This is a genomic window from Citrobacter sp. Cpo103 (assembly GCF_030332605.1).
In the GTDB taxonomy this organism is placed as follows: domain Bacteria; phylum Pseudomonadota; class Gammaproteobacteria; order Enterobacterales; family Enterobacteriaceae; genus Citrobacter; species Citrobacter portucalensis.
Genome location: NZ_JAOWHO010000026.1, coordinates 64,811 through 90,971, shown reverse-complemented (window position 1 = coordinate 90,971; position 26,161 = coordinate 64,811). Strand labels below are relative to the sequence as shown.

Here is a 26,161-nt window from a genome sequence, read left to right as displayed (position 1 = left end):
GATCCTCACAATGCGCCGCGACGGCTCTTGGCGTAGGTATCGAACGCCACCGCCAGAACGATAATTAAGCCGGTAATAATTTGTTGGTAGTAAGCCGAGACATTCATCAGCACCAGACCGTTAATCAGGATGCCCATGATGATCGAGCCGATAATGGTGCCGCCAATACGCCCGTAGCCGCCCATCAGCGAGGTGCCGCCAATGACCACCGAAGCGATGACGCGCAGCTCAAACGAGATCCCGGCGACCGCTTCTGCGCTTCCCAGACGAGCACTGAGGATGAAGCCCGCCAGCCCCGCCAGACAGCCAATCAGTACGTAGACGCTCACCAGCACGCGCTTCACGTTGACCCCTGCCAGACGCGCCGCCTCCGGGTTGCCGCCGATGGCGTACACAAAGCGCCCCCAGCGGGTTTTATGCAGCGCCAGATAACCGCCTACCACCACCAGCGCGAATATCCAGATTGGAATGGAGATACCGAGCAGTTCACCGCGTCCCCACCAGCGGTATCCCGCGTCGAAACCGGCAATCGGTGCACCGTCGTTAATCACCAGCGTCAGGCCCCGCCAGATGGTCATCCCGCCGAGGGTGACAATAAACGGCGGCAGACGCAGGCGGGTCACGCCGAGGCCATGCAGAAAACCAATCGCGGTGCCCATCGCCATACAGATACCAAGGCCAATCAGCCAGCTCATGCCCCCCCAGGCGTTCGGGTCGACAGTGGTGAAGTTGTCGCCCTTAATCACATACGCGGCGGTCATGGCGCAGACCGCCAGGATGGACCCCACCGACAGATCGATCCCGGCAGTCAGAATGACAAACGTCATCCCCACCGCCATGATTCCGTAGATGGAGACTTCGGTCAGGATGTTGAAAATATTGCGTTCAGAAAGAAAATTGCTGTTCTGCAACTGAAAGAAAATCAGCAGCAGGATCATGAAAATCAATACCCCAAAGCGCTCAAAAAAGGCAATGGGATCAAGACGTCCGCCGCGTTTGGCAGGAACCTGCGTTTTAGAAATAATCTGCGTCATGAATCACTCCGTTATGCCGCATCAGGGCGTTGTGGTTGATGGCCATCATCGTCATTAGCCGCTCTTCGTTGGCGTCATCGCCGTGGATCTCGCCAGTCACCCGGCCTTCACTCAACGTGATGATCCGATCGGAAACCGCCATAACTTCCGGTAGATCGGAGGAGATCACGATCACCGCCACGCCCTTTTTCGCCATATCAAACAGCACCTGATGGACTTCTGATTTGGTGCCAACATCGATGCCGCGCGTTGGTTCATCCACGATCAACACTCGAGGATTAAGCGCCATGCAGCGCGCGAGGATCACTTTTTGCTGATTCCCGCCGGAGAGCTTGCGCACCTCCTGCGCGCTGTTGACCATTTTGATCTGCAGCGCCTGGCGGTATGACTCGATCAGGGCATCCTCTTTACGGGTATTCACGAACCAGCGCCAGTGCAGCAGTGACGAGAGGCTGGAGAGCGACAGGTTGTCGCGGATCGACAGCCCAAGCACCGCGCCCTCTTTTTTACGATCTTCCGGTACCAGCGCCAGCCCCTGATCCAGCGCAAACAGCGGGTCGCGCGGCTGATATGGCACGCCATCAAGTTCAAAGCTGCCGGAAGTAAAACCGTCGGCGCCAAACAGGCAGCGGGCCACTTCGGTGCGCCCGGCACCCACCAGTCCGGCAATGCCTAACACTTCGCCAGCATGCACGTGGAAGCTAATATCGTGCAGCGCGATACCATGCGGATCCAGCGGCGGTTTTTCGCGGCTAAGCCCCTTCACCGCCAGACGCACAGGTTTATCTTCATGGTGAGTTTCGCTGGCCGGACGGCGATTAAAGGCCACATCGCGCCCCACCATCAGGCGGATCAGCTGTTCTACGGTGGTCTGTGCAACCGCGCCATTCCCGGTGAATCGTCCATCCTGGAAAACGGTGAACTGGTCGCAGAGTTGAAAAACTTCATGCAGGCGATGGGTGACGTAGATAATGCTCACGCCGCGCCCTTTAAGTTCCCGCACCACACGATGTAGGCTTTCTACTTCGCTGTCGCTCAGCGCGGCGGAAGGTTCATCCATAATGATCAGCTTTGCGTTCAGCGTCAGCGCCCGCGCAATTTCCACCATTTGCTGCTGCGCCACGCTCAGCCGGGCCACGGCCGTGGTTGGCGCAACGTTCAGTTGCAGGTAATCCAGAATCACCTGCGCCTCCTGATTTACCGCCTTTTCGTCAACAATCAGATTGCGTTTACGCGGTTCGCGTCCGAGAAACATATTCTCGGCGACGGTCATATTGGGCAGCAGATTAAATTCCTGATAAATCGTGATAATGCCCTTGTTCTGCCGCTCAACCGGAGAGTCTTCTACCGGCAATGTTTCGCCGTTGAACCAAATATCCCCGCGTGTTTGCGGCTGTGCGCCCGCCAGCGCTTTCAGCAGGGTCGATTTTCCGGCACCGTTCTCACCTAACAGCGCATGAATTTCGCCTGCACCAACGGTCAGCTGTGCGCTGCTCAGCGCCCAAACGCCGGAAAAGCTTTTCGCCAGGTCGGTCACTTTCAGTAAGGGTTGCGACATCGGTCTGCTCCTCCTTTAGAGTGAGCCGCCGTAACGGCGGCTCCAGATATACACAAAATCATTCAAGTTGCATCAAGGCGGCAAGTCTGAGAATCCCCAGGAGCTTACTCAAGTAAGTGACTGGGGTGAGCAGATGCAGCCAACACAGAGGCAGCTTGAAGGATGACGTGTATAAATCAGTTACCGGCTTCGTTAATACGCTCGGCCTGCTGCAAATTCTCTTTGGTGATAAGCGTTGGCGGGTAGTCAGCCCCGGTGATCGCAGTCTTCTCACGGACGTTATTCACCAACTGGCTCATGGCCGTTTTCACCGCAAAGCCAGGACGCTGATCCGCCGTCACTGCCAGCCAGCCGTCGCGCACACGCGCCAGTGCTTCCGGCACAGCATCGAAGCCCGTGACCAGAACTTCACCCGGTTTCAGTCCTTGTCCCTGTAACGCTTCAATCGCGCCCAGCGCCATATCGTCGTTAGCAGAGAGGATCACCTGCGGACGCTTCGGCAACGAAGGCAGAACGCTTTCGACAATGCGCATCCCTTCAGAACGCATCCAGTTACCGGTCTGATCGGCAACGATCTTGTACTTTTCACCACCCGCCTTCAGGCTGTCGCGAATGCCTTTAGTACGTTCAATGTTGGAGGAGGAGCCTGGCTGGCCGGTCAGCAGAATAATGTCTGCCCCGTCAGGGAATTTGGTTTTGACAAAGTCGCCAATCGCCTGGCCGCCTTTGTAGTTGTTCGCGCCGAAGTGCGGCACTTTTTTCTGGCTGTCAACGGAGCGGTCAAGGGTAACAACGGGCAGTTTCGCATCCTGAATTTCATCTACCGCGCTGGACACCGCGTTGACATCGTTTGGTGAAACAATAAAGCCCTGTGCGCCACGAGTTATGGCATTTTCCAGGTCAGCGACCTGTTTTGGCGAGCTACCCTGCCCGTCCAGGACCTGTAAATTCACGCCCATCTCTTTTGCGGCTTTCACCGCCGTGCGCTGCATGTGAACTTCAAATGGCATCGCCAGGTTTGGCGTACTGAAAACAATTTGCTCATTTTCAGCAATGGCTGCCCCGGATGTCATGGCGATGAGGACAGCTAAGATCAGTTTTTTCATTATTATGTCTCTCTGTGTAGGGTAGGTTGTGGTGACAATCAGAGGAGAACTTCACGTTGGCTATGCAGTGACTCCAGCGCTTTATCCGCCAGATACAGCGCACGCTCGCCATCGTCCCCGCTGCAATCAGGGACCGCTTCGCCGCGCAGTACCGCAACAAAGTGTTCCCATTCCGCGGCATAGGCCGATTTATAACGCTGCAAGAAGAAATGTTCAGGTAACGCGCTGGTGCAGCCGGTCTTCGCGTAGTGCTGCACCTGATTTTCGAGAATGTTGCCCGCGCACAGCAATCCTTCAGAGCCGTGCAGCTCAAGGCGCTGATCGTATCCGTAAGAAGAACGGCGGCTGTTGACGATGGTCGCCATCGCGCCGGAGGCATATTTCAGTACGATGAACGCGGTATCGATATCGCCCGCTTCGCCAATCGCCGGATCCACCAGATTGCTGCCCTGGGCATACACCGAAACCGGCTCTTCGCCCATGATAAAGCGCGCCATATCAAAATCGTGGATAGTCATATCGCGGAACATACCGCCGGACACACGCACGTATTCCGCAGGCGGCGGCGACGGGTCGCGGGAGATGATCAGCAGCGATTCCGGCTTTCCGATACGCCCGGCCAGTGCGTCAGTTTTCACACGGCGAAACTGTGGATCGAAGCGGCGGTTGAAACCGATAAACAACGGTACGTCGTACTCTTTGACCACTTTCAGGCAGTCGCGTACACGGGCCAGATCCAGGTGGACCGGCTTTTCACAGAAGATGGCTTTACCGTGGCGGGCGGCCATTTCAATCAGATCCGCATGGGTATCGGTCGCGGAGGCAATCAGCACGGCGTGAACGTTAGGGTCCGTCATCGCCTCATCCAGGCTTTGCAAACGAGCCTGGTACTGTGTGGCAAGACGGGTGGCAAATTCCTGATTCGGGTCGACGACGGACCAGAGGGTAGTAGCACTGTGACTGGCAATGTTAGCTGCATGTACCTGGCCAATTCGGCCAGCGCCCAGTAAAGCAATGTTAAACATAACGGCTCCCGGTGTTGGTGAATGCGATGAACTAACGACCCTTTAAATAAAACATTTATTTCATTTTTATAAATAGTGAAAATTATGTTTTTGAGTGCAAGTTAACACTTTTGAGATGATCGAGATAAAATCTGTTATCAATATCACAACATAACAACAGGGAAGATGCAGGAATTGGCCCCCTTCCGTTCAGGAAGGAGGCGATGGATGAAGAAAAAGGAAAAATGAAATGAAAATTTCGTTGTCGCAGGTTGCCGGATGACGGCGCTAACGCCTTATCCGGCCTGGGGGATAGAATCCGCTGTAGGCCGGATAAGCGCGGCGCCATCCGGCATTAATCGCTTTTAGTACTGACGTGCGTTTTTCACCTGCTCAAACGTCTGCTCAGCCGCTTTTCGCACCGACGGAGATTCCGCCACCTGCGCATCGCCAGTGCGCCACCAGGCGGCATAGTCGTGGGTCATGGTTTTCGGCAGGACTTTGATATCCAGCAGCACAGGCCCCGAATGCGCACGGGAGGCTTCCAGCGCCGTCAGCAGGCTTTGCTCGTCATGTACACGCCATGCCCGACAGCCGTAGCTTTCCGCGTTTTTGGCAAAATCGACCTTCACCAGCGGCCCATCCAACCGTCCGGTTTGCGGGTTACGGTGACGGTTTTCCGTACCGAAACTCCCCATCCCATGCCCCATCTGCAGGTTGTTAATACACCCGAAGCTGGCGTTATCAAACAGCAGGATAGTGACTTTTATCCCCTCCTGGACGGCGGTTTGTAGCTCGGAATGCAGCATCATGTACGAGCCATCCCCCACCATGGCATATACCGGCTGCTGCGGCTTCGCCAGCCTGGCTCCAATAGCAGCCGCAATCTCATAGCCCATACAGGAGTAACCGTATTCCAGGTGATAGCTGTCCGGGGTTTTGACCTGCCAGATACGCTGTAAATCGCCAGGTAGCGATCCGGCGGCCCCTACGACGATAGCGTTATCTTCAATGTGCTGATTGATAAGCCCCAGCACCTTCGTCTGGGTCAACCTGGTGTTTAGCGTGTCGCCATATTCCGCCAACTGAGCGTCAAGATGCCCAGCCACTTCGGGTTCGTCATCGGGACGCCAGTCGCGCTCCCATAAACGTTGGCACTCATCGCGCCAGGCCTCTTGCGCCTGCGCGACCTCCTTCCCCCAATCGCTGCGGTAGTCTTTCAGTGTTTCAGTTAATGCCGTAAGCCCGGTACGGGCGTCGGCGATAAGCGCAGTGGCATCAAGCTTCAGTGCGTCAAACTCCGCCACGTTCAGCAGCAGGAACTCAACCTCCGGATGAGAAAACAGCGCTTTCGAACCGGTGGTAAAGTCGGTGAGGCGCGTACCGATGCCGATCACCAGATCGGCTTGCGGTGCGAGCTGATTCGCTGCCATCCCTCCAGTTACCCCAATGCCTCCGAGGTTAAGTGGGTGGTCACTAACCAGCGCTCCCTTTCCGGCCTGAGTTTCGGCAAACGGCAGTTGCAGCGTTTCAACAAACGTACGAAACGCCTCATGCGCGCCGGAATATCGTACCCCGCCGCCGCATACCACCAGCGGACGGCGTTTGCGGGCAATCAGCGCCCGCGCCATCGCCAGACGCTGCGGGTCGGGCGGTCGACGTTCGATCAAATGAACGCGGCGCGCAAAGAAGCTCTGCGGATAGACCCAGGCTTCTCCCTGCACATCCTGTGGCAGGCAAATAGTTACGGCACCAGTATCTGCGGGGTCAGTAAGCGTTCGCATCGCGTTTAGCATCGCGCTCATTAACTGCTCCGGGCGGTTAATCCGGTCCCAGTATCGCGAGACCGGGCGGAAGCAGTCGTTGGTACTGATGCCAAGGTCATGGTATTGCTCAATTTGCTGCAATACCGGGTCCGGCTGACGACTGGCATAGACATCGCCAGGCAACAGCAACAGCGGAATACGGTTCGCCGTCGCGGTTGCTGCGGCGGTCACCATGTTTGCCGCTCCCGGCCCAACCGATGACGTCACGGCAAAAATACGCTGGCGCCGATGCTGTTTGGCGAATCCGGTCGCCATGTGCGCAATTCCCTGCTCATTACATCCCTGCATCACCTGCAAATGACCGGGTGCCTGCTCCAGCGCCTGGCCAATGCCAAGCACGTTACCGTGACCAAAGATGGTGGCGACACCCTCGACAAAGGGCGTTTCCACGCCATCGACACAGATATATTGTTGATTAAGGAATTTGACCAGCGCCTGAGCCATGGTCATACGTTCGATTTGCATAAACCCTCCTGTCAGCCCAGCGTTGGCATGGAGAACGCGGCCCCTGTGTCCTGCAGCATCTCCGGCCAGCGTGCGGTGACGGTTTTCATCCGGGTGTAGAAGCGCACGCCATCGTTGCCATGAACGTTAAGCGCACCAAAAATGGACCGCTTCCAGCCGCCAAAACTGTGGAACGCCATCGGCACCGGAATAGGCACGTTTACGCCCACCATGCCCGCCTGCACTTCTTCGCAGAAGCGACGCGCACAGCCGCCGTCACGCGTGAAAATTGCCGTGCCATTACCATATTCATGACGGTTAATCAGTTCCACCGCGCTGCTGTAATCTGCTACGCGCACCACAGAAAGCACCGGCCCAAAAATCTCTTCTTTATAAATGGTCATCTCCGGCGTGACGTTATCAAACAGGGTCGGCCCGACAAAATACCCCTGCTCATGGCCTTTAACGCTAAAACGCCGACCATCCACGCGCAGGCTGGCCCCCTGCGATTCCCCACTGTCGATATAACCGAGCACTTTATTACGGTGTACCGAGGAGATAAGCGGTCCCATTTCGTTTTCCGGTGTCTGATCAAGCCCCGGCCCGACACGCAGCGCCGCAATCTGTTTTTCCAGTCGCGAGCACAGCTCATCTGCCGTTTTGTCCCCTACCGCCAGCACGACCGAAAGTGCCATGCAGCGTTCACCCGCCGCGCCGTAAGCAGCCCCCATAATGGCGTTGGTCGCCATATCCATGTCGGCATCCGGCATTAAAATGCAGTGATTTTTAGCGCCACCTAACGCCTGGCAACGCTTACCGTGGGCCGATGCCGTCTGATAAATGTATTCCGCAATCGGCGTAGAGCCGACAAAGCTCACGGCCTGCACACGCGGGTCAGTTAACAGCACGTCAACGGACTCTTTGTCCCCCTGCACAACGTTGAACACGCCGTCCGGCAATCCGGCTTCTTGCAGCAGTTTGGCCAGAGCCAGGGCGAGAGAAGGGTCTTTTTCTGAGGGTTTCAGCACGAAGGTATTCCCGGTTGCCAGCGCGATGGGGAACATCCACATCGGTACCATTGCCGGAAAGTTAAACGGCGTGATCCCGACGCAAACCCCGAGCGGTTGCATCAGCGAATGGCTATCAACGCCGGTACCTACGTTGGCTGAGTGTTCGCCCTTTTGCAGATGTGGGATGCCGCAGGCAAACTCCACCACTTCCAGGCCGCGGGTCAGTTCACCAACTGCGTCAGAGAATACCTTGCCATGCTCTTCGCTGATGATGCGAGCCAGCCTCTCCATGTTTTCTTCCAACAGCGCCTTAAAGCGGAACATCACTCGCGCACGTTTTAACGGAGAATGACGCGCCCAACCGGGGAATGCGTCGTGCGCTGCCGCAATAGCCTGCTCGGTTTCCTGTGTCGTACTCATCACCACCTGGCGGATCTGCTCGCCGGTGGCCGGGTTGAAGATTGCCTGAACGCGCTGGCCTGAACCGGTGACACATTCGCCGTGGATAAAATTCGCTACTGTCTCCATCCTTAACCTCTCGCTGTTGATACGTGACTGTTACCTGAACACTGTTATCTGTGTACTATATATGAAACAAACATTCCATTTTAAGTTGAAATAAAATAAATAATGATTAATGTGATCAAGGATGGGTTTTTATGTTAACAAGCGGAATCGCATGATTAGCGTGCACTGGCAGAACGTTTCAGCGAACGGCAAGCCTGAAGCTTTTGTTTCGTTTTTACAGCCAGATGAATGAGTGACATTTCAAAGACGCGGTTTTGCGTTTAGAATCATAAAACTATGTACCAGGAGGTAAAATGACAACAGCAACCAGCCTGAACGAGCTGCAGCAGCAAATCCGCGATCGCTACGATAGCCTGAGTAAGAGGTTGCAGCAGGTGTCCCGCTATGTGCTGGATAATACCAATAGCGTGGCTTTTGATACGGTTGCCGTCATTGCTGAACGAGCCGGAGTACCACCCTCTACGCTGATCCGCTTCGCCAATGCTTTTGACTTCACCGGCTTCAACGAAATGAAACAGCTGTTTCGTATGAACCTGGTAGAGGAAACCGCCAGCTACAGCGACCGCGCGCGCATGTTCCGTGAGATGGAAAGCGAAGCCGTACCGGAAACCCCGCTCGATATCCTGCAGGAGTTCGCCCGTTCGAATACCCAGGCGCTCCAGCAGCTGGCAGCCCGTGCCGAACCTGAAATGCTGGAACGCGCCGTACAATTGCTGGCAGAAGCCGATACCATTTACATTGCAGGTCTGCGTCGTTCGTTTAGCGTAGCGGCCTATCTCACCTACGCCCTGAGCCATCTTGAGTGTCGCCCTATTTTGCTCGACGGAATGGGCGGAATGCTGCGCGAGCAGATTAACCGCATCAAAGCGCACGATATCGTGGTGTCGATAAGCTTCTCACCTTATGCGGAAGAAACGGTGATGGTCAGCGAAACTGCGGCCAATGCCGGCGCGCGCCAGATCGTGATTACCGACAGCCAGATAAGCCCGCTGGCCACATTCAGCGATCTCTGCTTTGTGGTGAAAGAGGCGCAGGTCGACGCGTTTCGCTCCCAGTCAGCGACGCTATGCCTGGTGCAGTCGTTAGTGGTAGCGCTGGCCTACCGTCTGGGTGACGGGAGTAATGAACTCGGTCATTCTGTCGGGTGATGAGCGCCGCGAAAATTGACGATCCGCTTTATTACATTCCCGCCAGCGTGACGTGAAACCTTGATGTCAGCCGTTACTTTTCTGGTCGTTGAAAATATCGTCCTCATTCAGCGACCAGATAAAATACAATCCGTTATTACCATAAGCTACAATTATATTAATATTAGATAATCAACAATGCGCATGCTGACAATAATACGCAAAGGTTTACTATAGACCTGTCTTTTTTAAGCAGGAAAGTAAAATGAAAAATACAAAAGGGTTGATGATTATTGCCCTTGCTTTCACCCTGGCATCATGTGCTTCCATTCCTGAGAATATCAAAGGTAATAATCAACCCGATATCCAAAAAAACTTTATCTCCGTGCATAACCAGCCCGGTTTATATACCGGTCAACAGGCTCGCTTTGGCGGTAAAGTCATCAATGTGATTAACACCAAAAATGATACGTTGCTGGAAATCGCCGTTTTGCCACTGAACGACTCTGCTAAGCCACAAATAGACGCGAGCTATCAGGGACGTATTCTTGCCCAGCAGAAAGGTTTCCTCGATCCGGTAAACTACAGAAACCATTTCGTGACTATTTTGGGAACAATTCAAGGAGATGAGTCAGGATTCATCAACAAAGTCCCGTACAACTTTGTTAAAGTTGATTTACAAGGAATCCAGGTTTGGCATTTAACTGAGTCTGTCAACACCACCTATAACATGTGGGATTATGGTTACGGCGCATTCTGGCCTGAGCCGATGTGGGGAGCGCCTTACTACGCCAATACAGTCACTCAGGTAACTCCGGAGCTAGTGAAATAATCCCAGAGGTAAGATGGCGCGACTATATTCCGGAGTCAGGTGTTGGCAAACACCCCCTCTCATCACCCCGTGTTTATCTTATTGCGCCATCCTGCTTCATGAGATCCTTCGCTTAACATGCATTCTTCCTGTTACATATAATTTTTAACCGCTAATTCTTTAGCGAAGAAATGGGCTTTACCCTTCTCATGCCTGACCATCTTTTTTTATTTACCGACAACTCCCCCACCCTGCATGCAATAAAAGAACATTTGTGTTTACACATTATTCAGGGATTACTATGAACAGAAAATGCTTACTGTTGATACCATTATTCTTTAGTAGCGTCATCATCACCGCCTGTGATAATAAACCTGCAGTAAAAACCGCCATGGAGCCCGAGGTCGGCGTTGTTACCTTAGCGCCCTCCTCAGTAAATATTAAAAGTGAACTTCCGGGTCGCGCGCTTGCGTTCGAGATCGCCGAAATCCGCCCTCAGGTTGGTGGGATCATCATAAAACGCAACTTTGTTGAAGGCGATAAAGTCAGCAAAGGAGAATCACTGTATCAAATTGATCCTGCCCCGCTGCAGGCACGGCTGGACTCAGCCAAAGGCGCGTTGGCAAAGGCACAGGCTACCGCCAATAATGTTCGTCTGACACTCAATCGGCAGTCAGCATTAATAAAATCTAATTACGTCAGCCGCCAGGACTATGACACGACGCGTACACAGCTTAATGAAGCGCAAGCCAATGTTGCCGTCGCTAAAGCGGATCTTGAACAAGCCACCATCAATCTTCGATACGCCAATGTTACCTCGCCCATTGATGGCATCAGCGGTAAATCCTCCGTGACCGTGGGTGCCCTGGTTACTGCCAATCAGGAAAACGCGCTGGTCACCGTTCAGAGATTAGATCCGATTTATGTTGATTTAACCCAGTCAGTACAGGACTTCTTACGCCTGAAAGAAGAGAAAGCCAACGGCCAAATCGCCCAGCAACAAGGCAAAATTCCGGTTGAGCTGATGCTGGAAAACGGCAAGCCCTATCGCCATACCGGTACGCTTGAGTTTTCCGATCCCGCTGTTGATGAGACCACCGGTTCGGTGACCCTGCGCGCCGTATTTCCCAATCCTGAAGGTGAAATTTTACCCGGTATGTATGTCACGGCGTTGCTGGACGAAGGCAGTCAACAAAACGTGTTGATGGTCCCCCAGCAAGGAATTACGCATAACGAGCAAGGAAAAGCCACCGCGCTGATCCTTGACCAGGAAAACGTAGTGCAACTGCGTGAAATAAACGCAGTGAAGGCCGTTGGTAATCAATGGTTAGTGACCGCGGGATTACGTCCTGGCGATCGGGTCATTGTGTCCGGATTACAAAGAATTCGTCCGGGAATCAAAGCCCGGGTCCTCCCTTCAAAACTGAACACATCTGACACGGTAGCTGAACAGTAATATTTCAGGCATTAAGGACACTTTCTTCATGGCCAACTTTTTTATTGAGCGCCCGGTTTTCGCCTGGGTGCTCGCTATTATCATGATGTTTACGGGCGGTATCGCGATAATGAACCTGCCTGTCGCCCAATATCCACAAATTGCGCCCCCAACCATTACCATCAGCGCTGCCTACCCAGGGGCTGACGCAAAGACCGTTGAAGACTCCGTCACCCAGGTGATTGAACAGAATATGAATGGTCTTGATGGCCTGATGTATATGTCATCCACCAGCGATGCGGCAGGTAATGCCTCGATTATCCTGACCTTCAAAACGGGTACGTCACCCGATATTGCGCAGGTTCAGGTACAGAATAAACTACAGCTGGCGATGCCTTCCTTGCCACAGGAAGTACAACAGCAAGGGATCAGCGTTGATAAATCCAGCAGCAATATATTAATGGTCGCCGGTTTTATCTCTGATAATAACAGCCTGAGCCAATATGATATTGCCGACTATGTGGCCTCGAACATTAAAGATCCGCTAAGCCGCACTGCCGGGGTGGGGAGCGTGCAGTTATTCGGTTCTCAATACGCCATGCGCATCTGGTTGGATCCGCAAAAGCTCGACAAGTATAACCTCACTCCCGAGGACGTCATTACCCAGCTCAAAGTGCAAAATAATCAGATATCTGGCGGGCAGTTGGGGGGCATGCCTCAGTCAGCCGATCAGCAGTTAAATGCGTCGATAATCGTCCAGACGCGTCTGCAAACGACCGATGAATTTGGCAAGATCTTCCTTAAAGTTCAGCAAGATGGTTCTCAGGTTCTGCTGCGCGATGTCGCGCGCATTGAGCTGGGTGCGGAAAATTATGCAACGGTTGCACGTTACAACGGCAAACCCGCCGCCGGGATTGCGATTAAACTTGCCGCTGGCGCCAATGCCCTGGCAACGTCCCAGGCGGTCAAACAAGAGCTGAACAGATTATCGGCCTGGTTTCCGGCCAGTATGAAAACCGTTTATCCCTATGACACCACGCCGTTTATCGAGATTTCGATTCAGGGTGTTTTTCATACTTTGATCGAGGCAATCATTCTGGTATTCCTCGTCATGTATCTGTTTTTGCAGAGTTTCCGTGCGACGCTTATCCCCACTATCGCCGTTCCGGTGGTTATCCTCGGAACCTTTGCAATACTCGACGTCGCCGGTTTTTCGATTAACACGCTCACGATGTTTGGCATGGTGCTGGCGATAGGGCTGTTGGTCGATGATGCCATCGTGGTGGTTGAGAACGTAGAACGTATTATTGCTGAAGAGCACTTGTCCCCAAAAGCGGCAACGCATAAAGCAATGGGCCAACTCCAGAGGGCGCTGGTTGGTATTGCCGTCGTGTTATCCGCCGTATTTATGCCGATGGCGTTTATGAGCGGAGCAACGGGTGAAATTTTCCGTCAGTTTTCCATCACCTTAATCTCTTCCATGCTGCTGTCGGTATTTGTGGCAATGAGCCTGACGCCAGCACTTTGCGCCATGCTGTTAAAATCTCACGAGGGAGAAAAAGCAAACACACATTTTCTGTTTACCCGTTTCAACCACTTCATGGAGAAATGCACTCAGCACTACACGGACAGCACCCGTAGACTGCTACGTCGCACAGGCCGCTATATGGTCGTCTATTTAGTCATTGGCGCGGGCATGATTGTGCTGTTTTTACGCACTCCGACCTCCTTTCTGCCTGAAGAAGATCAGGGGGTATTCATGACCACGGCACAATTGCCTTCGGGTTCAACGATGGTGAACACCAGCAAAGTGCTCGGAGAAATAACCGACTACTACCTGACAAAAGAACAGAAAAACGTCGCTTCTGTTTTCACCGTTGGCGGATTTGGTTTCAGCGGCCAGGGACAAAACAACGGTCTGGCGTTTATCAGCCTGAAGCCCTGGTCAGAACGCATTGGCGAAGAAAACTCGGTTACCGCCATTATTCGACGGGCAATGATGGCCTTAAGCACCATCAATAATGCCGTCGTTTATCCGTTCAATTTACCCGCAGTCGCGGAGCTGGGGACGGCTTCAGGTTTTGATATGGAGCTACTGGATAACGGTAATCTTGGGCATGAGAAAATGATGCAGGCGCGGAACCAGCTTCTGGCTTTGGCCAACCAGTCATCCGGTGAGGTTGACGGGGTACGACCGAACGGCCTGGAAGATACACCGATGTTCCGCATTCACGTCAACGCCAAAAAGGCTGAAGCTATGGGCGTTGCGTTATCAGATATTAATCAGACCATCTCCACCGCGTTTGGTAGTCGCTATGTTAATGATTTCCTGAACCAGGGGCGCGTAAAAAAAGTGTATGTCCAGGCCGATACGCCGTTCCGTATGTTGCCGGACAATATCAACCACTGGTACGTACGTAACGCCTCCGGCGCAATGACGCCGCTTTCCGCCTACTCATCCACCGAGTGGACCTACGGTTCTCCTCGCCTTGAACGCTACAACGGTCAACCAGCAATGGAAATTCTGGGCCAGCCGGTTGAAGGGAAAAGCAGTGGTGATGCGATGAAATTTATGGCATCGCTGATTAATAAACTGCCCGCAGGCGTCGGCTATGCCTGGACCGGTCTGTCTTATCAGGAGGCGCTATCCACAAACCAGGCACCAATGCTGTACGGCATTTCGCTGATCGTCGTGTTTCTGGCGCTGGCGGCACTGTATGAAAGCTGGTCGATCCCGTTCTCGGTGATGCTGGTTGTGCCAATCGGGGTGGTCGGCGCTTTACTGGCTACCGATCTGCGCGGCCTGAGCAATGATGTTTATTTCCAGGTAGGCCTGCTCACCACCATGGGGCTGTCGGCTAAAAACGCCATTCTGATCGTCGAGTTTGCCGTCGAGATTATGCAGAAAGAAGGGAAAACGCCGCTTGAAGCTGCAGTGGAAGCCGCGCAAATGCGCTTACGTCCAATTCTGATGACCTCACTGGCCTTCATCCTGGGGGTTATTCCGCTGGCAATAAGCAACGGCGCGGGCTCTGGTGCGCAAAATGCCGTCGGTACGGGGGTTATCGGAGGGATGCTGGCCGCAACGGTACTGGCAATCTATTTTGTACCAGTGTTCTTTGTACTCGTTGAAAATATGTTAGCGCGATTTAAAGCTCGACGCTGATCCCCTGCCCTATCCCTGGGTTTAGATTATTAAATCCCAGGGATGGGGCTTCGTTTGTCAGGCCTACGGTTATTAGTGGGCACGGCTATCCAGCGAGTTTCTCGTGGATAGCAGGGTAAGCATTACGCGGATTTTTTATAAGGAACGACTGAGGGTAGGAACAGAGGTTGTCAATTCTAACTAAAGCCAGGCTATCAAAACGGTTAATCAATAGTGCAGACCGGAACCTTTCAGATTTACAGCCAGTTCACCCAGTTTTGTATTCGGATGCTGATGGCACATTTTAACCATTTTCGGTACAGCTTCCGTTTCCACCTCATGCAGGGGAACATAATCATCGCCTTTAAAGTCCGAATTTTTATTAACAATCACAAAGGCAATTGCCGTCTTGTATTGCTGACTCATATCAACAAATTCTTTACAGGTCATATCTTGTGGCGCAGCTTCCGTTGCCTGAGTAGCCAAAGCACGGGTCATTGGCGCCATAATAGAGGTCACAAGAATAGCTGCAGAAACCATCATCTTAATATTCACTATGCGCTCCAGAAGTAGTATTAATTTTTATCGGCGAGCTTATCAGTTTTAACCAGCGTCGCATTTCTACGCAGACTGATAAAAGCTAAAGAACTAAAGATCATCTCGACACCAATAAAGATTGAGGTAAATACATACGATCTGTCGGGATCCATATTCAGCCATACGCCGGCAATAAGCAGGTCAAAAATACCAATGAAAATGTTCCATCCATAACCCGGACTACGGAACAGTTTGACCCCAGAGGCGATACGAAAAATACCCCCCAGAATAAACAGGCAGCAAAATACCATTGCCAGTGAATTCATGCCTATCACAGGATTCACGAGGAAACAGTAACCCAGCAGTAACCACGCGATAGCAAAAAAGGCATAAGTAAATTTGGCTTTCAATTGCTTTTTACCTGAGCTAAACAGGCTATAAATAGAATAGAAACCACATACCAGGAACATAAAACCGGTTGCATAGCTTAAATAAACACCTGCAGCAATCGGATAAATCAAGCAGCAGATGCCACAAATCAACATCAACACCGCCATAATCGTCGCGTGCTTTTTATAATGAACGAGTGTTTTTTCATTAAACGCTCTCAGGCTACGCTGATTAAAAACAAACATACATCCTCCGTTATACATAAACGCAATGTAACCTGTTGACACAAGAATTATTACTCACTCAACATATGTTACTTACAGTGGAATGATAAGACTTCCACTAAGGAAGCGTATATAAGAACAAGAGAATGTCGCTATGCGTATATTCCTACACATGTCAGACATCTGACACGTGTAGGATTAAACGGTCATTATTCTATCTTGGCTCTGATTCCTCTCTTTAACATTATTTAATATGCTTATTGCGTTTGGTGACATATACCAAATTTATTCAGGAGAAAGTAATGAAAAAGATTATTCTTGCGGGTGTGCTTGCAACCATGATGGGTTCAGCACCAGTGATGGCTGCTACTGCTACCACAACCACTCCGGCGCAAGCTGCTACAGCAAATGTACAAAAAGAAGCTGCCGATGTTATGCAGGTCGCAGTGCAAGGCGCAAATGCGATGCGTGATATTCAGCTTGCTCGTCTGGCCCTGTTTCATGGACAGCCTGACAGCGCTAAAAAATTAACCGATGACGCGGCTTCCCTGCTGGCAGGCGACAGCAAAGATTGGGCGAAATTTGTAAAAGCTGCGCCTAAAGCCAAGATGATTGACGATCAGTACGTGGTTATTAACGCTACGGTCGCGCTGTCAGAAGACTATATTGCGACTCCGGCCAAAGAATCCGCTATCAAAACAGCGAATGGCAAAATGGCCAAAGGCGACTGGAAAGGTGCAGTGGATACCCTGCAACTGGCTGGTATCAGCGTGCTTCAGACCCAATACCTGATGCCTCTGAATCAGACTCGTAAAGCCGTTACCAGCGCGCAAAAACTGCTGACTTCCGGTAAATACTATGAAGCAAACCTTGTGTTAAAAGGTGCTGAAGATGGCATTGTAGTCGATAGCGAGATGATCGGCGCAGGCCAGTAGTACTCAGCACTACGGAGTGTTGAACCAGGACTTTCTCTCCTGATCGGGCAGCTACGGCCACCCGATCAGGGGGATTAATGGCTAATCAGACTGTCTATCTCAATCTCAATTTCCCGCATAACAGCAATAATCTTCTGCAATGCCTCCTCGCGTACTGCCAGAGGAAGATCGTCATGTCGTCTGGATTCGAAAGGTTCGCACAGGTTCTGTAGCGCAGTGATACCCAGAATTTGCGCCGAGCCATGCAACCGGTGAAGGGCTCGCAAAAACAGCTGAGGCTCATCTTGCAAAACGGCTTTCTCAGCCGCTTGTATATCATTCAGCGTTGCCTCGCGAAATGTCTCGAGAATCTCGTTCATGAGTGCGCGATCGCCGCCGGTATTTTCCGTCAACACATTGAATTTCAAATGCCGGATTGTACAAGGAGACGAATAACCGGTTTCGATTTTACTCAATTCATGGGTCAGTGTCTGAATCGACACAGGTTTGAACAGGCACAAATTCATACCATTTTGCAGGCATCGATCGCGTGACTGTGGAAGTGCGCTGGCCGTCAGTCCCCATATTTGTAAATTCGGCTGTTGACGACGTAGCGAAGCCGCGAGATCAAACCCGTCTTTTTTCGGCATATTTACATCGGTTATCAGCAGATCGTACGATTTTTTCGCCAGTTTGGCTTCTGCTTCCTCCCCATCACACGCTTCATCCACGCTGTAGCCAATGGCATTCAACTGTCGCTTGAGCAGCAGGCGATTGGTTGGATTATCGTCAGCTATCAAAATAGACAGACACGGCAGCGGTAACAGAGTACCTGGCGCATCGCCATCCGATACAATTGACTGTCGAGCCGTTTCAACCGGCAGCGTTATGGTAAACGTGGTTCCTTGCAACGGGACGCTCATCAACTCCAGCGTCCCGCCCATCAGCGTCACCAGTTCTTTACAGATAAATAACCCCAGACCAGAACCGGTTTGTTGACGCCCACAGCGCCCCTGAGCGTAACGCTGAAACAACCCCGCCTGCTCCTCTTCACTAATCCCGCAACCGGTGTCGCTAATGGCGATGGTCAGGGTACCGTGATTCTCCCCATCAGGCGTCAAACGGGCCGTTACATGAATGCTGCCCTGCTCGGTAAACTTCAACGCATTACCCACCAGGTTGGTGAGAATTTGCCGCAAAGCCTGCTGATCGACAAATACCCGCTCGTTTGCTGGCAACTGGCTAACGCAGGCAAGCGTAATGCCTTTCTGTCTGGCTAAAGCATCGAAAGAGTGGCACTGCAATTCAATGAGCTGCGAGAGATCTGTCCATTGAGGAACAACCTGGTATTTACCAGACTCAATCTTATCCACATCCAGAATCTTACCGATCAGCCCAAGCAATGACTGGGCCGTCGCCCCGGTAAGGGCAATCGCCTCTTTTCGCTGTGCCGGGCTGAGTTCTGAACTCGACAGTAATTCCACAAAGCCAACAATCGAACTTACCGGAGTACGTAATTCATGGCTCATACTCGCCAGAAAGCGACTTTTGGCCTTGGTTGCTTCAATTGCTTTATTCTTTTCGTTTTCCAGTTCTTGAGATAATGCTTCTTTGAGATGAAGCTGCTCTTCCAGTAGCCGCTGCGATTGTTTCCTTTTATTTACCTCACGGGAGAGTGAGATCCCCCAGATCAGGCTAATTGCTATCAGCAGCAGCGCGAATATCCCCAGTTGATAGAACTGTTTGCTATATCGACTCCAGAAATCGACCTGCGTATTGGAAATTTTCGACCACCTCTCCGTCATCTGCAAAATCTCACGTGGCGGTATGGCCTGTAGCGCTTTATCCATAACAGACTTCAACATCGGCTCGCGGGGAGAGATTGCAAAACTTACCGACGCACCAGGCATATCTGGAAGCCTAAAAAAGTGCATATTTTTCTGGTAGTAATGATCGACCATAAATCTTGCCGACAATTCGGTAGCGATTGCCGCATCAACGCTGCCCTCCTTAACCATGGCCATCGCAACACTGCCAGTATCCGCATTCACCCAGGTGGCCTGCGGATAGCGTTGCTTCAGCTCGCTTTCCAGCACATGCCCGGCAGGCAAAGCAATGCGTATCGGCTTCTCCAGTAGCGAATTGGCGGTTTCCTCACGGGAAGTGATCATCACAAATGCCACATTCATCAGCGGATCGCTAAAGGCCGAATTGCTCGGGTTTTGATGAGTTAGCGTGATAGTGGGATACATATCCCACTGTTCGCCGCTTATTTGCTTTGTCTGCTCACTTTTGGAGCTAGCTAAAATGGGTTCAAAATCGAGCCCCGTTTGCAGATGAATAATATTCAGCAAATCACCAACAATACCGCGTAACTCACCACTGCGATCGACCAGCGTATAGGGCGAGTAATCTGGGTTGATTAAAATGCGGATAACATGCTTTTTCTTCAACCACGCTTTTTCCTGATCGGTGAAAGGAATAGGCGCATTCAGATAGGCAAGGTTGCCGCGGTTCAGCCAGTTCTGCATGACTTGCATATGAATTTCATTACTGATTGACGTAATGAAACCATCAAGAATATTTCTTAATACAGGCTGATCTTCGTTAACGACAAAATAATTATATTGTTCTTGCTTATCAAAGTAGTGCGTAATAACCAGTGATTGTGAGAAGTATCGAGAGATACAATGACTGCTGGTGATATTGTTACCAATATAATATTGGTTATCGCCATTCACTACCGACGCCATAGCCTGATACTCGTCGTCATAAAATGAGACTTTAGCCTCAGGAAAAGCCCCCTGGATAACATCGATAAAAGGGCAATCCCGCACACACGCGACGCTAACCTGATGGTTCGTGGTCAGCGGCAGCAGAGTGTTTTTTAGCGATGTTACAAGCGTCGGCCATGTGGTCAGCAATGCCGAAGTGCGCAACAGATTTCCGCCAACATCCTGGCGTCGTGACAGTTGGGTTATCAGCGTATCAACATCGTTATTGGCGAGCGCGGCCTGCGCCTCTTGTTCATTATCATACTGCTTTATAATGATTTTTAGATTGAGGTTCTTTTGCATTAACGCAAGGTAATCCGCGTTGACGCCCCGATAATATTCACCGCTATTTTGATAAACAATGGGGGAGACTTCCGGTAACCAGGTGCCAACAACCAAGGTTTTTTTATGCGCTAACCAGTTTGTTTCTTCCCTGTTCAAGCCGATATTTTGCACTGAGGTATTATAGTTACTTTTTAGCTCAACTTGCCGAGCTGAGCTTACACCCGTAGACAACCCGATGGTAAAGATGACCATCAAAAAAATAAAAAAGCGTTCCAGCATTACTCTATCCTATTTTATTTCTCTGCGCATAATCATAAATTTCCATTAATGATGAACAATCTAATTTTTCCATCAACCGGCTTTTATAGGTACTTACCGTTTTATTACTGATATTCATTTTGCTGGCAATTGTGCTGTAATCCATGCCATTAAGGATATAACGCAATACTCTCATTTCCTGGTTCGACAACGTATCAAGCTTATCCTGCTCGCTGACGGATGAACCAGTAAAATGCTCAAGGGAAAAGGGAAAATAGCTATAGCCATTTTTTGCTGCTTCGATTGCGGCAAGAATATTATTCATACCTTCTTTTTTACTCACAAATCCGTTGGCACCGTATTCGGCGCTACGTTTGCCGTAAAAAAATTCATTTTTGGCTGAAATGATAATGATTACACCAGCATAGTGCCGCTTTCTCAGCTGCTCCAGCACTTCGATGCCACTGATACCCGGAATATCCACATCGATAATCAACAGCTCCGGTTTGGTTTTTTCAACGGTTTGAACCACTTGATCCCCACTGTCGAGTTCGGTGGTCACAGCGATACCATTGGTATCGAGTAAGTTGCGGATGGCAATGCGAGCCAATGGGTGATCGTCAACGATTATCGCGTTCATTGCGTATAAGAATCCCGATAAATAAAGAGAGGCGATGGCTATAGAGCAGATGAGTCTTCAATATTATGTTTTATAAACGCAAGACTTTAAGAGGAAAATTCTAGCATAGCCACGCGTATATTTTATTATTTTTTCATAATTCGAATGAATAAATCATAAAAATAACATTTTGATTTACAAAAATTAAACTTTGAACCTTTGCGAATATCAAATCATTAACACAACGTAAAAGAAAATTCCTACACATGTAGGACAGGTCTTTCATTTATTAGGGTTCATTCTTAACAAAGTTATTAATATCAATAGCGTAGTAAGCATTAGAACCGTAAAAATACGGAAAATGCCCTCATCTGACGAACATTCCGTTAGGGTGGCATGGTGGAAAGCCGCCATCAAATAGCCGCTTACGTTGAACATTCCCATGCATATTTCTATGCCAGCAACTTTACATTACAAACAAATATTATTTTTCAATACGTTGCCTACGACCGTTTTTTGTTAATTTTATTTCTATATGAAATTATCCTACACTTGTCTTTATGCTTAAATAAAGCAGAAACAGCGCATTTTCAAATTTCCAGGTTACATCGATGCGCTGCTAAAAAAATAAGATAGCGCATTTTTTCATACTTTCGGGTGATAACAATTTTACTAACCTGAATTTTGGAGAAACTGTAAACACAGAGGGATCGTACACTGGCACAACCTGGCGGGAAGAAAAACCGGCCAACGTTAAAGGCACCACTTTCACATTCTAAGGAGAAAAATAGGTTACCAGAACAGCAACTTACGTTTCGCTTCTGGTAGTAAGCAAAGCAATTGATTGATGGCGTATAGCAAAATGAATCAAATACGAGAATCATTAAACAATGTTGTATTCCCTGACACAATGCCTGACGCATGGCCTTATCAATCCTGGTGTTCACCTGAAGATATTGATACCGATATTACATGGTACTCATTTACTGAGCTGGATTTGATGATCGAAGCATGGCTGGGTAAAGACTCACTCATCCCGGTGAACAAAACCGTATGGGGTTTTGTGAACGAAAATGAACCATTAATCCAGATAGTTATCCACGAAGATATTGCATATATTGCAATTAATCACAGATTCTATTCATGGGTAATTATTGTTGCGGGAGCATACAACTTAAACATCAGTCTCGACCTTGCCTCCATATTTAAACACACAGCCTTAGCCGATACAGCACTATGCATTATAGCCAATCGCGTTGACATACATTCAGTAGAGGTTTCTCTTAACACCGCCCGATCTTTTATGAACTTTGTTTTCTTTCATGAATTGGTTCATTTGATGTGTTACCAACATCAATACATCAAGATGAATGGCAACCAACTTCCGTATATCAGGACCATGGAGTTTATTGCCGACTTTTTAGCGTACGAACATTCACTCATGCCTGTAACATACGAATATACCGTACAAAAAGACAACTGGGATCTGCAGATGAGCACCGCTCGATGCCTTGGCTTTGTCATCGCGTCCTATTTCATCATTAAGACGAAACAGATCAACAACTTAAATATATATCCATCCATAAATGAAAGAACCACCTTGTTGCTGAGTTATATATTATCGCCATCTTTAACGCGGAGTGAACGGGAGGGATTACTGCTAAAATATGAAGCCAGTGGAATAATGGATGCTTATATCCGGCGAGGAAAGTTAGGATTTAATATTGGCAATAATGATTCCCTCATCTCGACTGACTATTCTGCATGTCGTTGTAATTGCAGCAAATGCAGTGCATTCGCCAACGAGATATGTAACAAGGCCAAACCATTGAACAGCGAAGTATTAAACCATATGAGCATTTATACAGAATGCTTCCCTAAAAATAAGGTTTTTTACCCCTTTCCTGTTATAGATAAAAGAGATAACAAAACATCTCATTTTTGTAGTTTACAAAATCCTATACTGTTTTCCTTAGAGAAAACGATTAAAAGATCCTCTGCATTTCTTTCCAACCGATTCCTGAGTTTCCACTAAGAGCCTAATGGGATAGGCTCTTAATCACTTATTTCCGTCATCCTTAATGTGGCTCTGGAACAGCAGAGCCACAAGAGAGAGAAACATTAATCAGGCTTTACTGGGCAACGCCCCCACTGCGTGCGAACTTTTGACTGTTAGCGTAACGACAGCTGAGCACAACAGTGCAGCAATCATAAAGATAAAGGCGCTGTTATAGCTTCCGCCGCTGCTTTGGATAAGCCAGCCGATGATCGGCGCTGATACAACCCCTGCCATCTGGCCACCAAAGTTAACAATACCGGATGCCCGCCCCATGATGTTGCTCGGGATCGTATCCATCAGAATGCCCCAGAACGTCGCCATGGCAAAGAACATGAACAGGGCTGAGACACACTGATAAACCACCGCCATATCTGCACTGCTCACGCTGAAAGTCAGATACAGGAATCCCGCGGCAATAACAGAGGTTACGACATACAGCGTTTTACGCTGGGGTTTGAATTTGTCTGAGCAATAACCGCCTAATAATGTTCCGCCTGCCCCGAACAGGAAAGGTATGGCCGCCATGACACCGGTCTTTGCCAGAGAAAATTCTCGTACGGTAATCAGGTAGCTTGGCAGCCAGGTTGAAAAACCCCAGAAGGTGATATCAAACAAAAACCAGATGCTGGCCATTTGCCAGAGCACCGGCATTTTGAGTACGTCTTTAAACGCGATAGCACTGGTGTTTTGCAGGCTCCCCTGATCGTCAGCAGCCAGCTCAGCCAGGTCTTGCTGCGTAATGGCAGGGTGATCTTTCGGGTTGTCACGCGTAAATAAGTAGATACCTGCCGCGATAAACAGACCGGGAATACCCAGCACGATAAAAACCATGTGCCAGCCAAATGCCCCGATGATGCTTGCCGCCACAACTACCGCCAGCGCTGGGCCTAAGGTGTTCACCGTTGACTGAATCGCCGTGGCGCGACCACGCTCTTTCGACGGGAAATAGGTTGATATCATCTTCCATGAGGCCGACGGGAAACATCCCTCACCGATACCAAAGAAGAACCGTACTGCTAACATCAGCGGCAGCGTCAGCACAGCGCCGGTTAAGCTGGTGAACACAGACCACCATGCAATACCAATGGCCATGATTTTGCGCGAGCCAAACTTATCTGCCAGTAATCCACCGGGAATTTGAAACGCAGCATAACCAATAAAAAAGGCGCTAATAATTAAACCTTGTTGAGTCGTATCAAGATTTAAATCTTTACCAATATAAGGGAGCGAAACGCTCATCACCATTCTGTCGAGAAAAGAGAGCAGCCACGCCAGCCAGATCAGAGTCAGGACGGTATATCTTGCTTTCCAGGTCTTGGGTTTACCTGAAGGTAAAGACGTTTGTAGGTTCATTGTGATGTCCTTAGGGTGTAGTGATCTACCGCGGCCATAAATAGTCGCGATAGATCCATGCGTGTTTAGCGTTATTTATTAATATTGTTTTCTAATAACCGTACCGCTACAGGCATAACTTTCCGTGCCATTGATTAAGGCAATGCGCCCATTAACCATGACAATTTCAATCCCTTCCGGGTACTGATTGGGTTCCACAAAAGTGCCTTTATCCGTAATTGTGTTCGGATCGAACATCACAATATCCGCTGCATAACCCACCTTCAGCAGTCCGCGATCCTGCAAACCCAATACTTCAGCAGGTTTTCCCGTCATCTTGCGGATTGCCGCTTCCCAGCTCAGACATCCCTCTTCACGGACATATTTACCGAGTACGCGAGGGAATGCGCCAAACACGCGCGGGTGCGGTTTGCCTGCCCCCATTAAGCCGTCGGTACAGACGTTTTGCTCAGGTCGACAGAGAAACTTAATCACGTGCTCTTCGGTACCGTAGAAGTCGACCATCCCCACGGCGTTTTCCTCTTCAAAGAGCAGATCGAAGGTGGCGTTATACGGATCTTTTCCGCGCAGCTCGCCCAACTGGACGAGGTTCAAACCGACAGCATCCTGATTTTTTGCCGTTTTCACGCTGGTGACAAAAATCTGGTCCAAGCCGGCAAAATCGATAAAGTTATCCCAGCCAGGAATACCCTGCTGAATATCATCAATCATTTTGGCGCGCAGTTCGGGCGAGGCGAGACGCTCAAGTAATTTGTCCGTACCACCGGAGTGAACCCAGGGCGGCAGGATCACGCCAAGCATCGTACTGCCCGCCACATACGGATACTGGTCGAAAGAGATACGAATTCCCTCTTCCTGCGCCTGTTCCAGCATGCCCAGCATCTGGTCGATCAGCCCCCAGTTTTTCTTGCCGCAAACCTTCATATGCGAAATATGTAGCCAGACGCCGGTGGCTTTGGCGATATCAATCAGTTCCTGGGTTGAGTTGATAATATCGTCAGCTTCACTGCGCTGATGCACCACAAAGATCCCGTCATATTTCGCCGTGACCTTACACAGTTCAATCATTTCGGCAGTATCACCAAAGGCGCAAGGCATATAGATAAGTCCAGTGGAAAGTCCAAATGCCCCAGCCTTTAGCTCCCGCTCAAGGACTTCACACATCTTCGCCACGTCTTCACGGGTCGAAGGACGCCCATCCAGGCCCATCGCTTCCATGCGCACGTTGCCATGAGGAACTAAATACGCGAGGTTTGTCGCCGGATGACGCGATGCCAGCAGATTGAGATAACCGTCTGTATTTTTATACTTCCAGTCAATTTTGTCGGTGTCACCGTCCAGTCCGGCGATATTTTTACGCCAGGCTGGAATATATTCTTCAGGTAGCGGTGCTAAGGCGACGCCATCCTGGCCCAACAGTTCGGTGGTGATACCCTGACGAATTTTTGCCGACAGCGCGGGGTTAATAATGGCCGACAGGTCAGAGTGCGTATGGGTATCAATAAAGCCAGGGCAAATAATTTTTCCTGTTGCATCAATTACCTGTTCATTGATGCCAACCTCAATTTGACCGATTTCGACAATACGTCCTTCATCAACCATCACATCGGCAATTCTGCCTTCACTGCCCGTCCCATCGATTACATTTCCGTTTTTGAAAATGGTTTTCATCGTTATTCTCCATGGCGGTGCTGCTGAGCGACACCGCCTGTAAGGTAAG

The 26,161-nt window shown here is 50.1% G+C and carries 18 protein-coding genes; 6 read left to right on the top strand and 12 right to left on the bottom strand.

The window, feature by feature from the left end; all coding sequences use genetic code 11:
* Positions 1-5 precede the first annotated feature (5 nt).
* The 6 genes from OGX89_RS08180 to OGX89_RS08155 all read right to left on the bottom strand — a co-directional run bounded on the left by OGX89_RS08180 (position 6) and on the right by OGX89_RS08155 (position 8,510).
* Positions 6-1,034: an ABC transporter permease gene (locus OGX89_RS08180; RefSeq protein ID WP_125112791.1), complete on the bottom strand. Its 1,029-nt coding sequence runs from the start codon at positions 1,032-1,034 to the stop codon at positions 6-8.
* Positions 1,015-2,592: a sugar ABC transporter ATP-binding protein gene (locus OGX89_RS08175; RefSeq protein ID WP_125112792.1), complete on the bottom strand. Its 1,578-nt coding sequence runs from the start codon at positions 2,590-2,592 to the stop codon at positions 1,015-1,017. The genes OGX89_RS08180 and OGX89_RS08175 overlap by 20 nt, the downstream gene beginning before the upstream one ends.
* A gap of 176 nt (positions 2,593-2,768) precedes the next feature.
* Entirely contained in the window at positions 2,769-3,698 is a 930-nt protein-coding gene (locus OGX89_RS08170) for a sugar ABC transporter substrate-binding protein (RefSeq protein ID WP_003826099.1), read from the bottom strand.
* Positions 3,699-3,736: 38 nt separating this feature from the next.
* Entirely contained in the window at positions 3,737-4,723 is a 987-nt protein-coding gene (gene iolG / locus OGX89_RS08165; RefSeq protein WP_003826096.1) for an inositol 2-dehydrogenase, read from the bottom strand.
* 344 nt (positions 4,724-5,067) lie between these two features.
* The gene (gene iolD, locus OGX89_RS08160; RefSeq protein ID WP_125112793.1) at positions 5,068-6,993 is read right to left on the bottom strand and encodes a 3D-(3,5/4)-trihydroxycyclohexane-1,2-dione acylhydrolase (decyclizing); all 1,926 of its coding nucleotides are present in this window, start codon (positions 6,991-6,993) and stop codon (positions 5,068-5,070) included.
* 11 nt (positions 6,994-7,004) lie between these two features.
* Positions 7,005-8,510: a CoA-acylating methylmalonate-semialdehyde dehydrogenase gene (locus OGX89_RS08155; protein WP_003839780.1), complete on the bottom strand. Its 1,506-nt coding sequence runs from the start codon at positions 8,508-8,510 to the stop codon at positions 7,005-7,007.
* Positions 8,511-8,803: 293 nt separating this feature from the next.
* Here OGX89_RS08155 and OGX89_RS08150 point away from each other — a divergent pair, with 293 nt between their 5' ends.
* The 4 genes from OGX89_RS08150 (at position 8,804) to OGX89_RS08135 (ending at position 15,049) form a co-directional block, all read left to right on the top strand.
* On the top strand, positions 8,804-9,658 hold the full coding sequence (locus tag OGX89_RS08150; RefSeq protein ID WP_003826091.1) for a MurR/RpiR family transcriptional regulator: 855 nt from the start codon (positions 8,804-8,806) through the stop codon (positions 9,656-9,658).
* A gap of 244 nt (positions 9,659-9,902) precedes the next feature.
* Positions 9,903-10,469 carry a Slp family lipoprotein gene (locus OGX89_RS08145; protein WP_003826090.1) on the top strand — a complete coding sequence of 189 codons (567 nt, stop codon included), beginning with the start codon at positions 9,903-9,905 and terminating at the stop codon, positions 10,467-10,469.
* A gap of 280 nt (positions 10,470-10,749) precedes the next feature.
* On the top strand, positions 10,750-11,904 hold the full coding sequence (locus OGX89_RS08140) for an efflux RND transporter periplasmic adaptor subunit (RefSeq protein WP_003826087.1): 1,155 nt from the start codon (positions 10,750-10,752) through the stop codon (positions 11,902-11,904).
* 28 nt (positions 11,905-11,932) lie between these two features.
* The gene (locus OGX89_RS08135) at positions 11,933-15,049 is read left to right on the top strand and encodes an efflux RND transporter permease subunit (protein WP_125112794.1); all 3,117 of its coding nucleotides are present in this window, start codon (positions 11,933-11,935) and stop codon (positions 15,047-15,049) included.
* A 207-nt stretch (positions 15,050-15,256) separates the two neighbouring features.
* Here the strand turns inward: OGX89_RS08135 and OGX89_RS08130 are convergent, their stop codons facing one another.
* Positions 15,257-15,604, bottom strand: coding sequence for an HdeA/HdeB family chaperone (locus OGX89_RS08130; RefSeq protein WP_125112795.1), 348 nt, complete (start codon positions 15,602-15,604; stop codon positions 15,257-15,259).
* Positions 15,604-16,200: a DUF308 domain-containing protein gene (locus OGX89_RS08125; RefSeq protein ID WP_003826082.1), complete on the bottom strand. Its 597-nt coding sequence runs from the start codon at positions 16,198-16,200 to the stop codon at positions 15,604-15,606. Before OGX89_RS08125 ends, OGX89_RS08130 begins: the two co-directional genes overlap by 1 nt.
* Before the next feature lie 281 nt (positions 16,201-16,481).
* On the opposite strand from OGX89_RS08125, the gene OGX89_RS08120 reads away from it, so the two are divergent.
* Positions 16,482-17,114 (top strand): YfdX family protein, encoded by a 633-nt coding sequence (locus tag OGX89_RS08120; RefSeq protein WP_125112796.1) that lies wholly within the window; start codon positions 16,482-16,484, stop codon positions 17,112-17,114.
* 74 nt (positions 17,115-17,188) lie between these two features.
* On the opposite strand, the gene OGX89_RS08115 is transcribed toward OGX89_RS08120, so the two are convergent.
* Together OGX89_RS08115 and evgA are read right to left on the bottom strand one after the other, a co-directional pair.
* A complete protein-coding gene (locus OGX89_RS08115; RefSeq protein WP_125112797.1) occupies positions 17,189-20,431 on the bottom strand; it encodes an ATP-binding protein in 3,243 nt (1,080 codons plus the stop codon).
* Between the two features lie 4 nt (positions 20,432-20,435).
* On the bottom strand, positions 20,436-21,050 hold the full coding sequence (gene evgA / locus OGX89_RS08110; protein ID WP_008785570.1) for an acid-sensing system DNA-binding response regulator EvgA: 615 nt from the start codon (positions 21,048-21,050) through the stop codon (positions 20,436-20,438).
* 841 nt (positions 21,051-21,891) lie between these two features.
* On the opposite strand from evgA, the gene OGX89_RS08105 reads away from it, so the two are divergent.
* Positions 21,892-23,064 carry a hypothetical protein gene (locus OGX89_RS08105; RefSeq protein ID WP_126956682.1) on the top strand — a complete coding sequence of 391 codons (1,173 nt, stop codon included), beginning with the start codon at positions 21,892-21,894 and terminating at the stop codon, positions 23,062-23,064.
* 90 nt (positions 23,065-23,154) lie between these two features.
* Here the strand turns inward: OGX89_RS08105 and OGX89_RS08100 are convergent, their stop codons facing one another.
* Positions 23,155-24,441 carry an MFS transporter gene (locus OGX89_RS08100; RefSeq protein ID WP_003826074.1) on the bottom strand — a complete coding sequence of 429 codons (1,287 nt, stop codon included), beginning with the start codon at positions 24,439-24,441 and terminating at the stop codon, positions 23,155-23,157.
* A gap of 78 nt (positions 24,442-24,519) precedes the next feature.
* Positions 24,520-26,112: an N-acyl-D-amino-acid deacylase family protein gene (locus OGX89_RS08095; RefSeq protein WP_008785573.1), complete on the bottom strand. Its 1,593-nt coding sequence runs from the start codon at positions 26,110-26,112 to the stop codon at positions 24,520-24,522.
* Positions 26,113-26,161 lie beyond the last annotated feature (49 nt).

Coding starts and splice junctions, on each gene's coding strand:
- OGX89_RS08125 (WP_003826082.1), bottom strand. CDS start 16,200: ATGTTTGTTTTTAATCAGCGTAGCCTGAGAGCGTTTAATGAAAAAACA.
- iolD (WP_125112793.1), bottom strand. CDS start 6,993: ATGCAAATCGAACGTATGACCATGGCTCAGGCGCTGGTCAAATTCCTT.
- OGX89_RS08100 (WP_003826074.1), bottom strand. CDS start 24,441: ATGAACCTACAAACGTCTTTACCTTCAGGTAAACCCAAGACCTGGAAA.
- OGX89_RS08105 (WP_126956682.1), top strand. CDS start 21,892: ATGAATCAAATACGAGAATCATTAAACAATGTTGTATTCCCTGACACA.
- OGX89_RS08095 (WP_008785573.1), bottom strand. CDS start 26,112: ATGAAAACCATTTTCAAAAACGGAAATGTAATCGATGGGACGGGCAGT.
- evgA (WP_008785570.1), bottom strand. CDS start 21,050: ATGAACGCGATAATCGTTGACGATCACCCATTGGCTCGCATTGCCATC.
- OGX89_RS08175 (WP_125112792.1), bottom strand. CDS start 2,592: ATGTCGCAACCCTTACTGAAAGTGACCGACCTGGCGAAAAGCTTTTCC.
- OGX89_RS08135 (WP_125112794.1), top strand. CDS start 11,933: ATGGCCAACTTTTTTATTGAGCGCCCGGTTTTCGCCTGGGTGCTCGCT.
- OGX89_RS08150 (WP_003826091.1), top strand. CDS start 8,804: ATGACAACAGCAACCAGCCTGAACGAGCTGCAGCAGCAAATCCGCGAT.
- OGX89_RS08120 (WP_125112796.1), top strand. CDS start 16,482: ATGAAAAAGATTATTCTTGCGGGTGTGCTTGCAACCATGATGGGTTCA.
- OGX89_RS08170 (WP_003826099.1), bottom strand. CDS start 3,698: ATGAAAAAACTGATCTTAGCTGTCCTCATCGCCATGACATCCGGGGCA.
- OGX89_RS08155 (WP_003839780.1), bottom strand. CDS start 8,510: ATGGAGACAGTAGCGAATTTTATCCACGGCGAATGTGTCACCGGTTCA.
- OGX89_RS08140 (WP_003826087.1), top strand. CDS start 10,750: ATGAACAGAAAATGCTTACTGTTGATACCATTATTCTTTAGTAGCGTC.
- OGX89_RS08115 (WP_125112797.1), bottom strand. CDS start 20,431: ATGCTGGAACGCTTTTTTATTTTTTTGATGGTCATCTTTACCATCGGG.
- OGX89_RS08145 (WP_003826090.1), top strand. CDS start 9,903: ATGAAAAATACAAAAGGGTTGATGATTATTGCCCTTGCTTTCACCCTG.
- OGX89_RS08180 (WP_125112791.1), bottom strand. CDS start 1,034: ATGACGCAGATTATTTCTAAAACGCAGGTTCCTGCCAAACGCGGCGGA.
- iolG (WP_003826096.1), bottom strand. CDS start 4,723: ATGTTTAACATTGCTTTACTGGGCGCTGGCCGAATTGGCCAGGTACAT.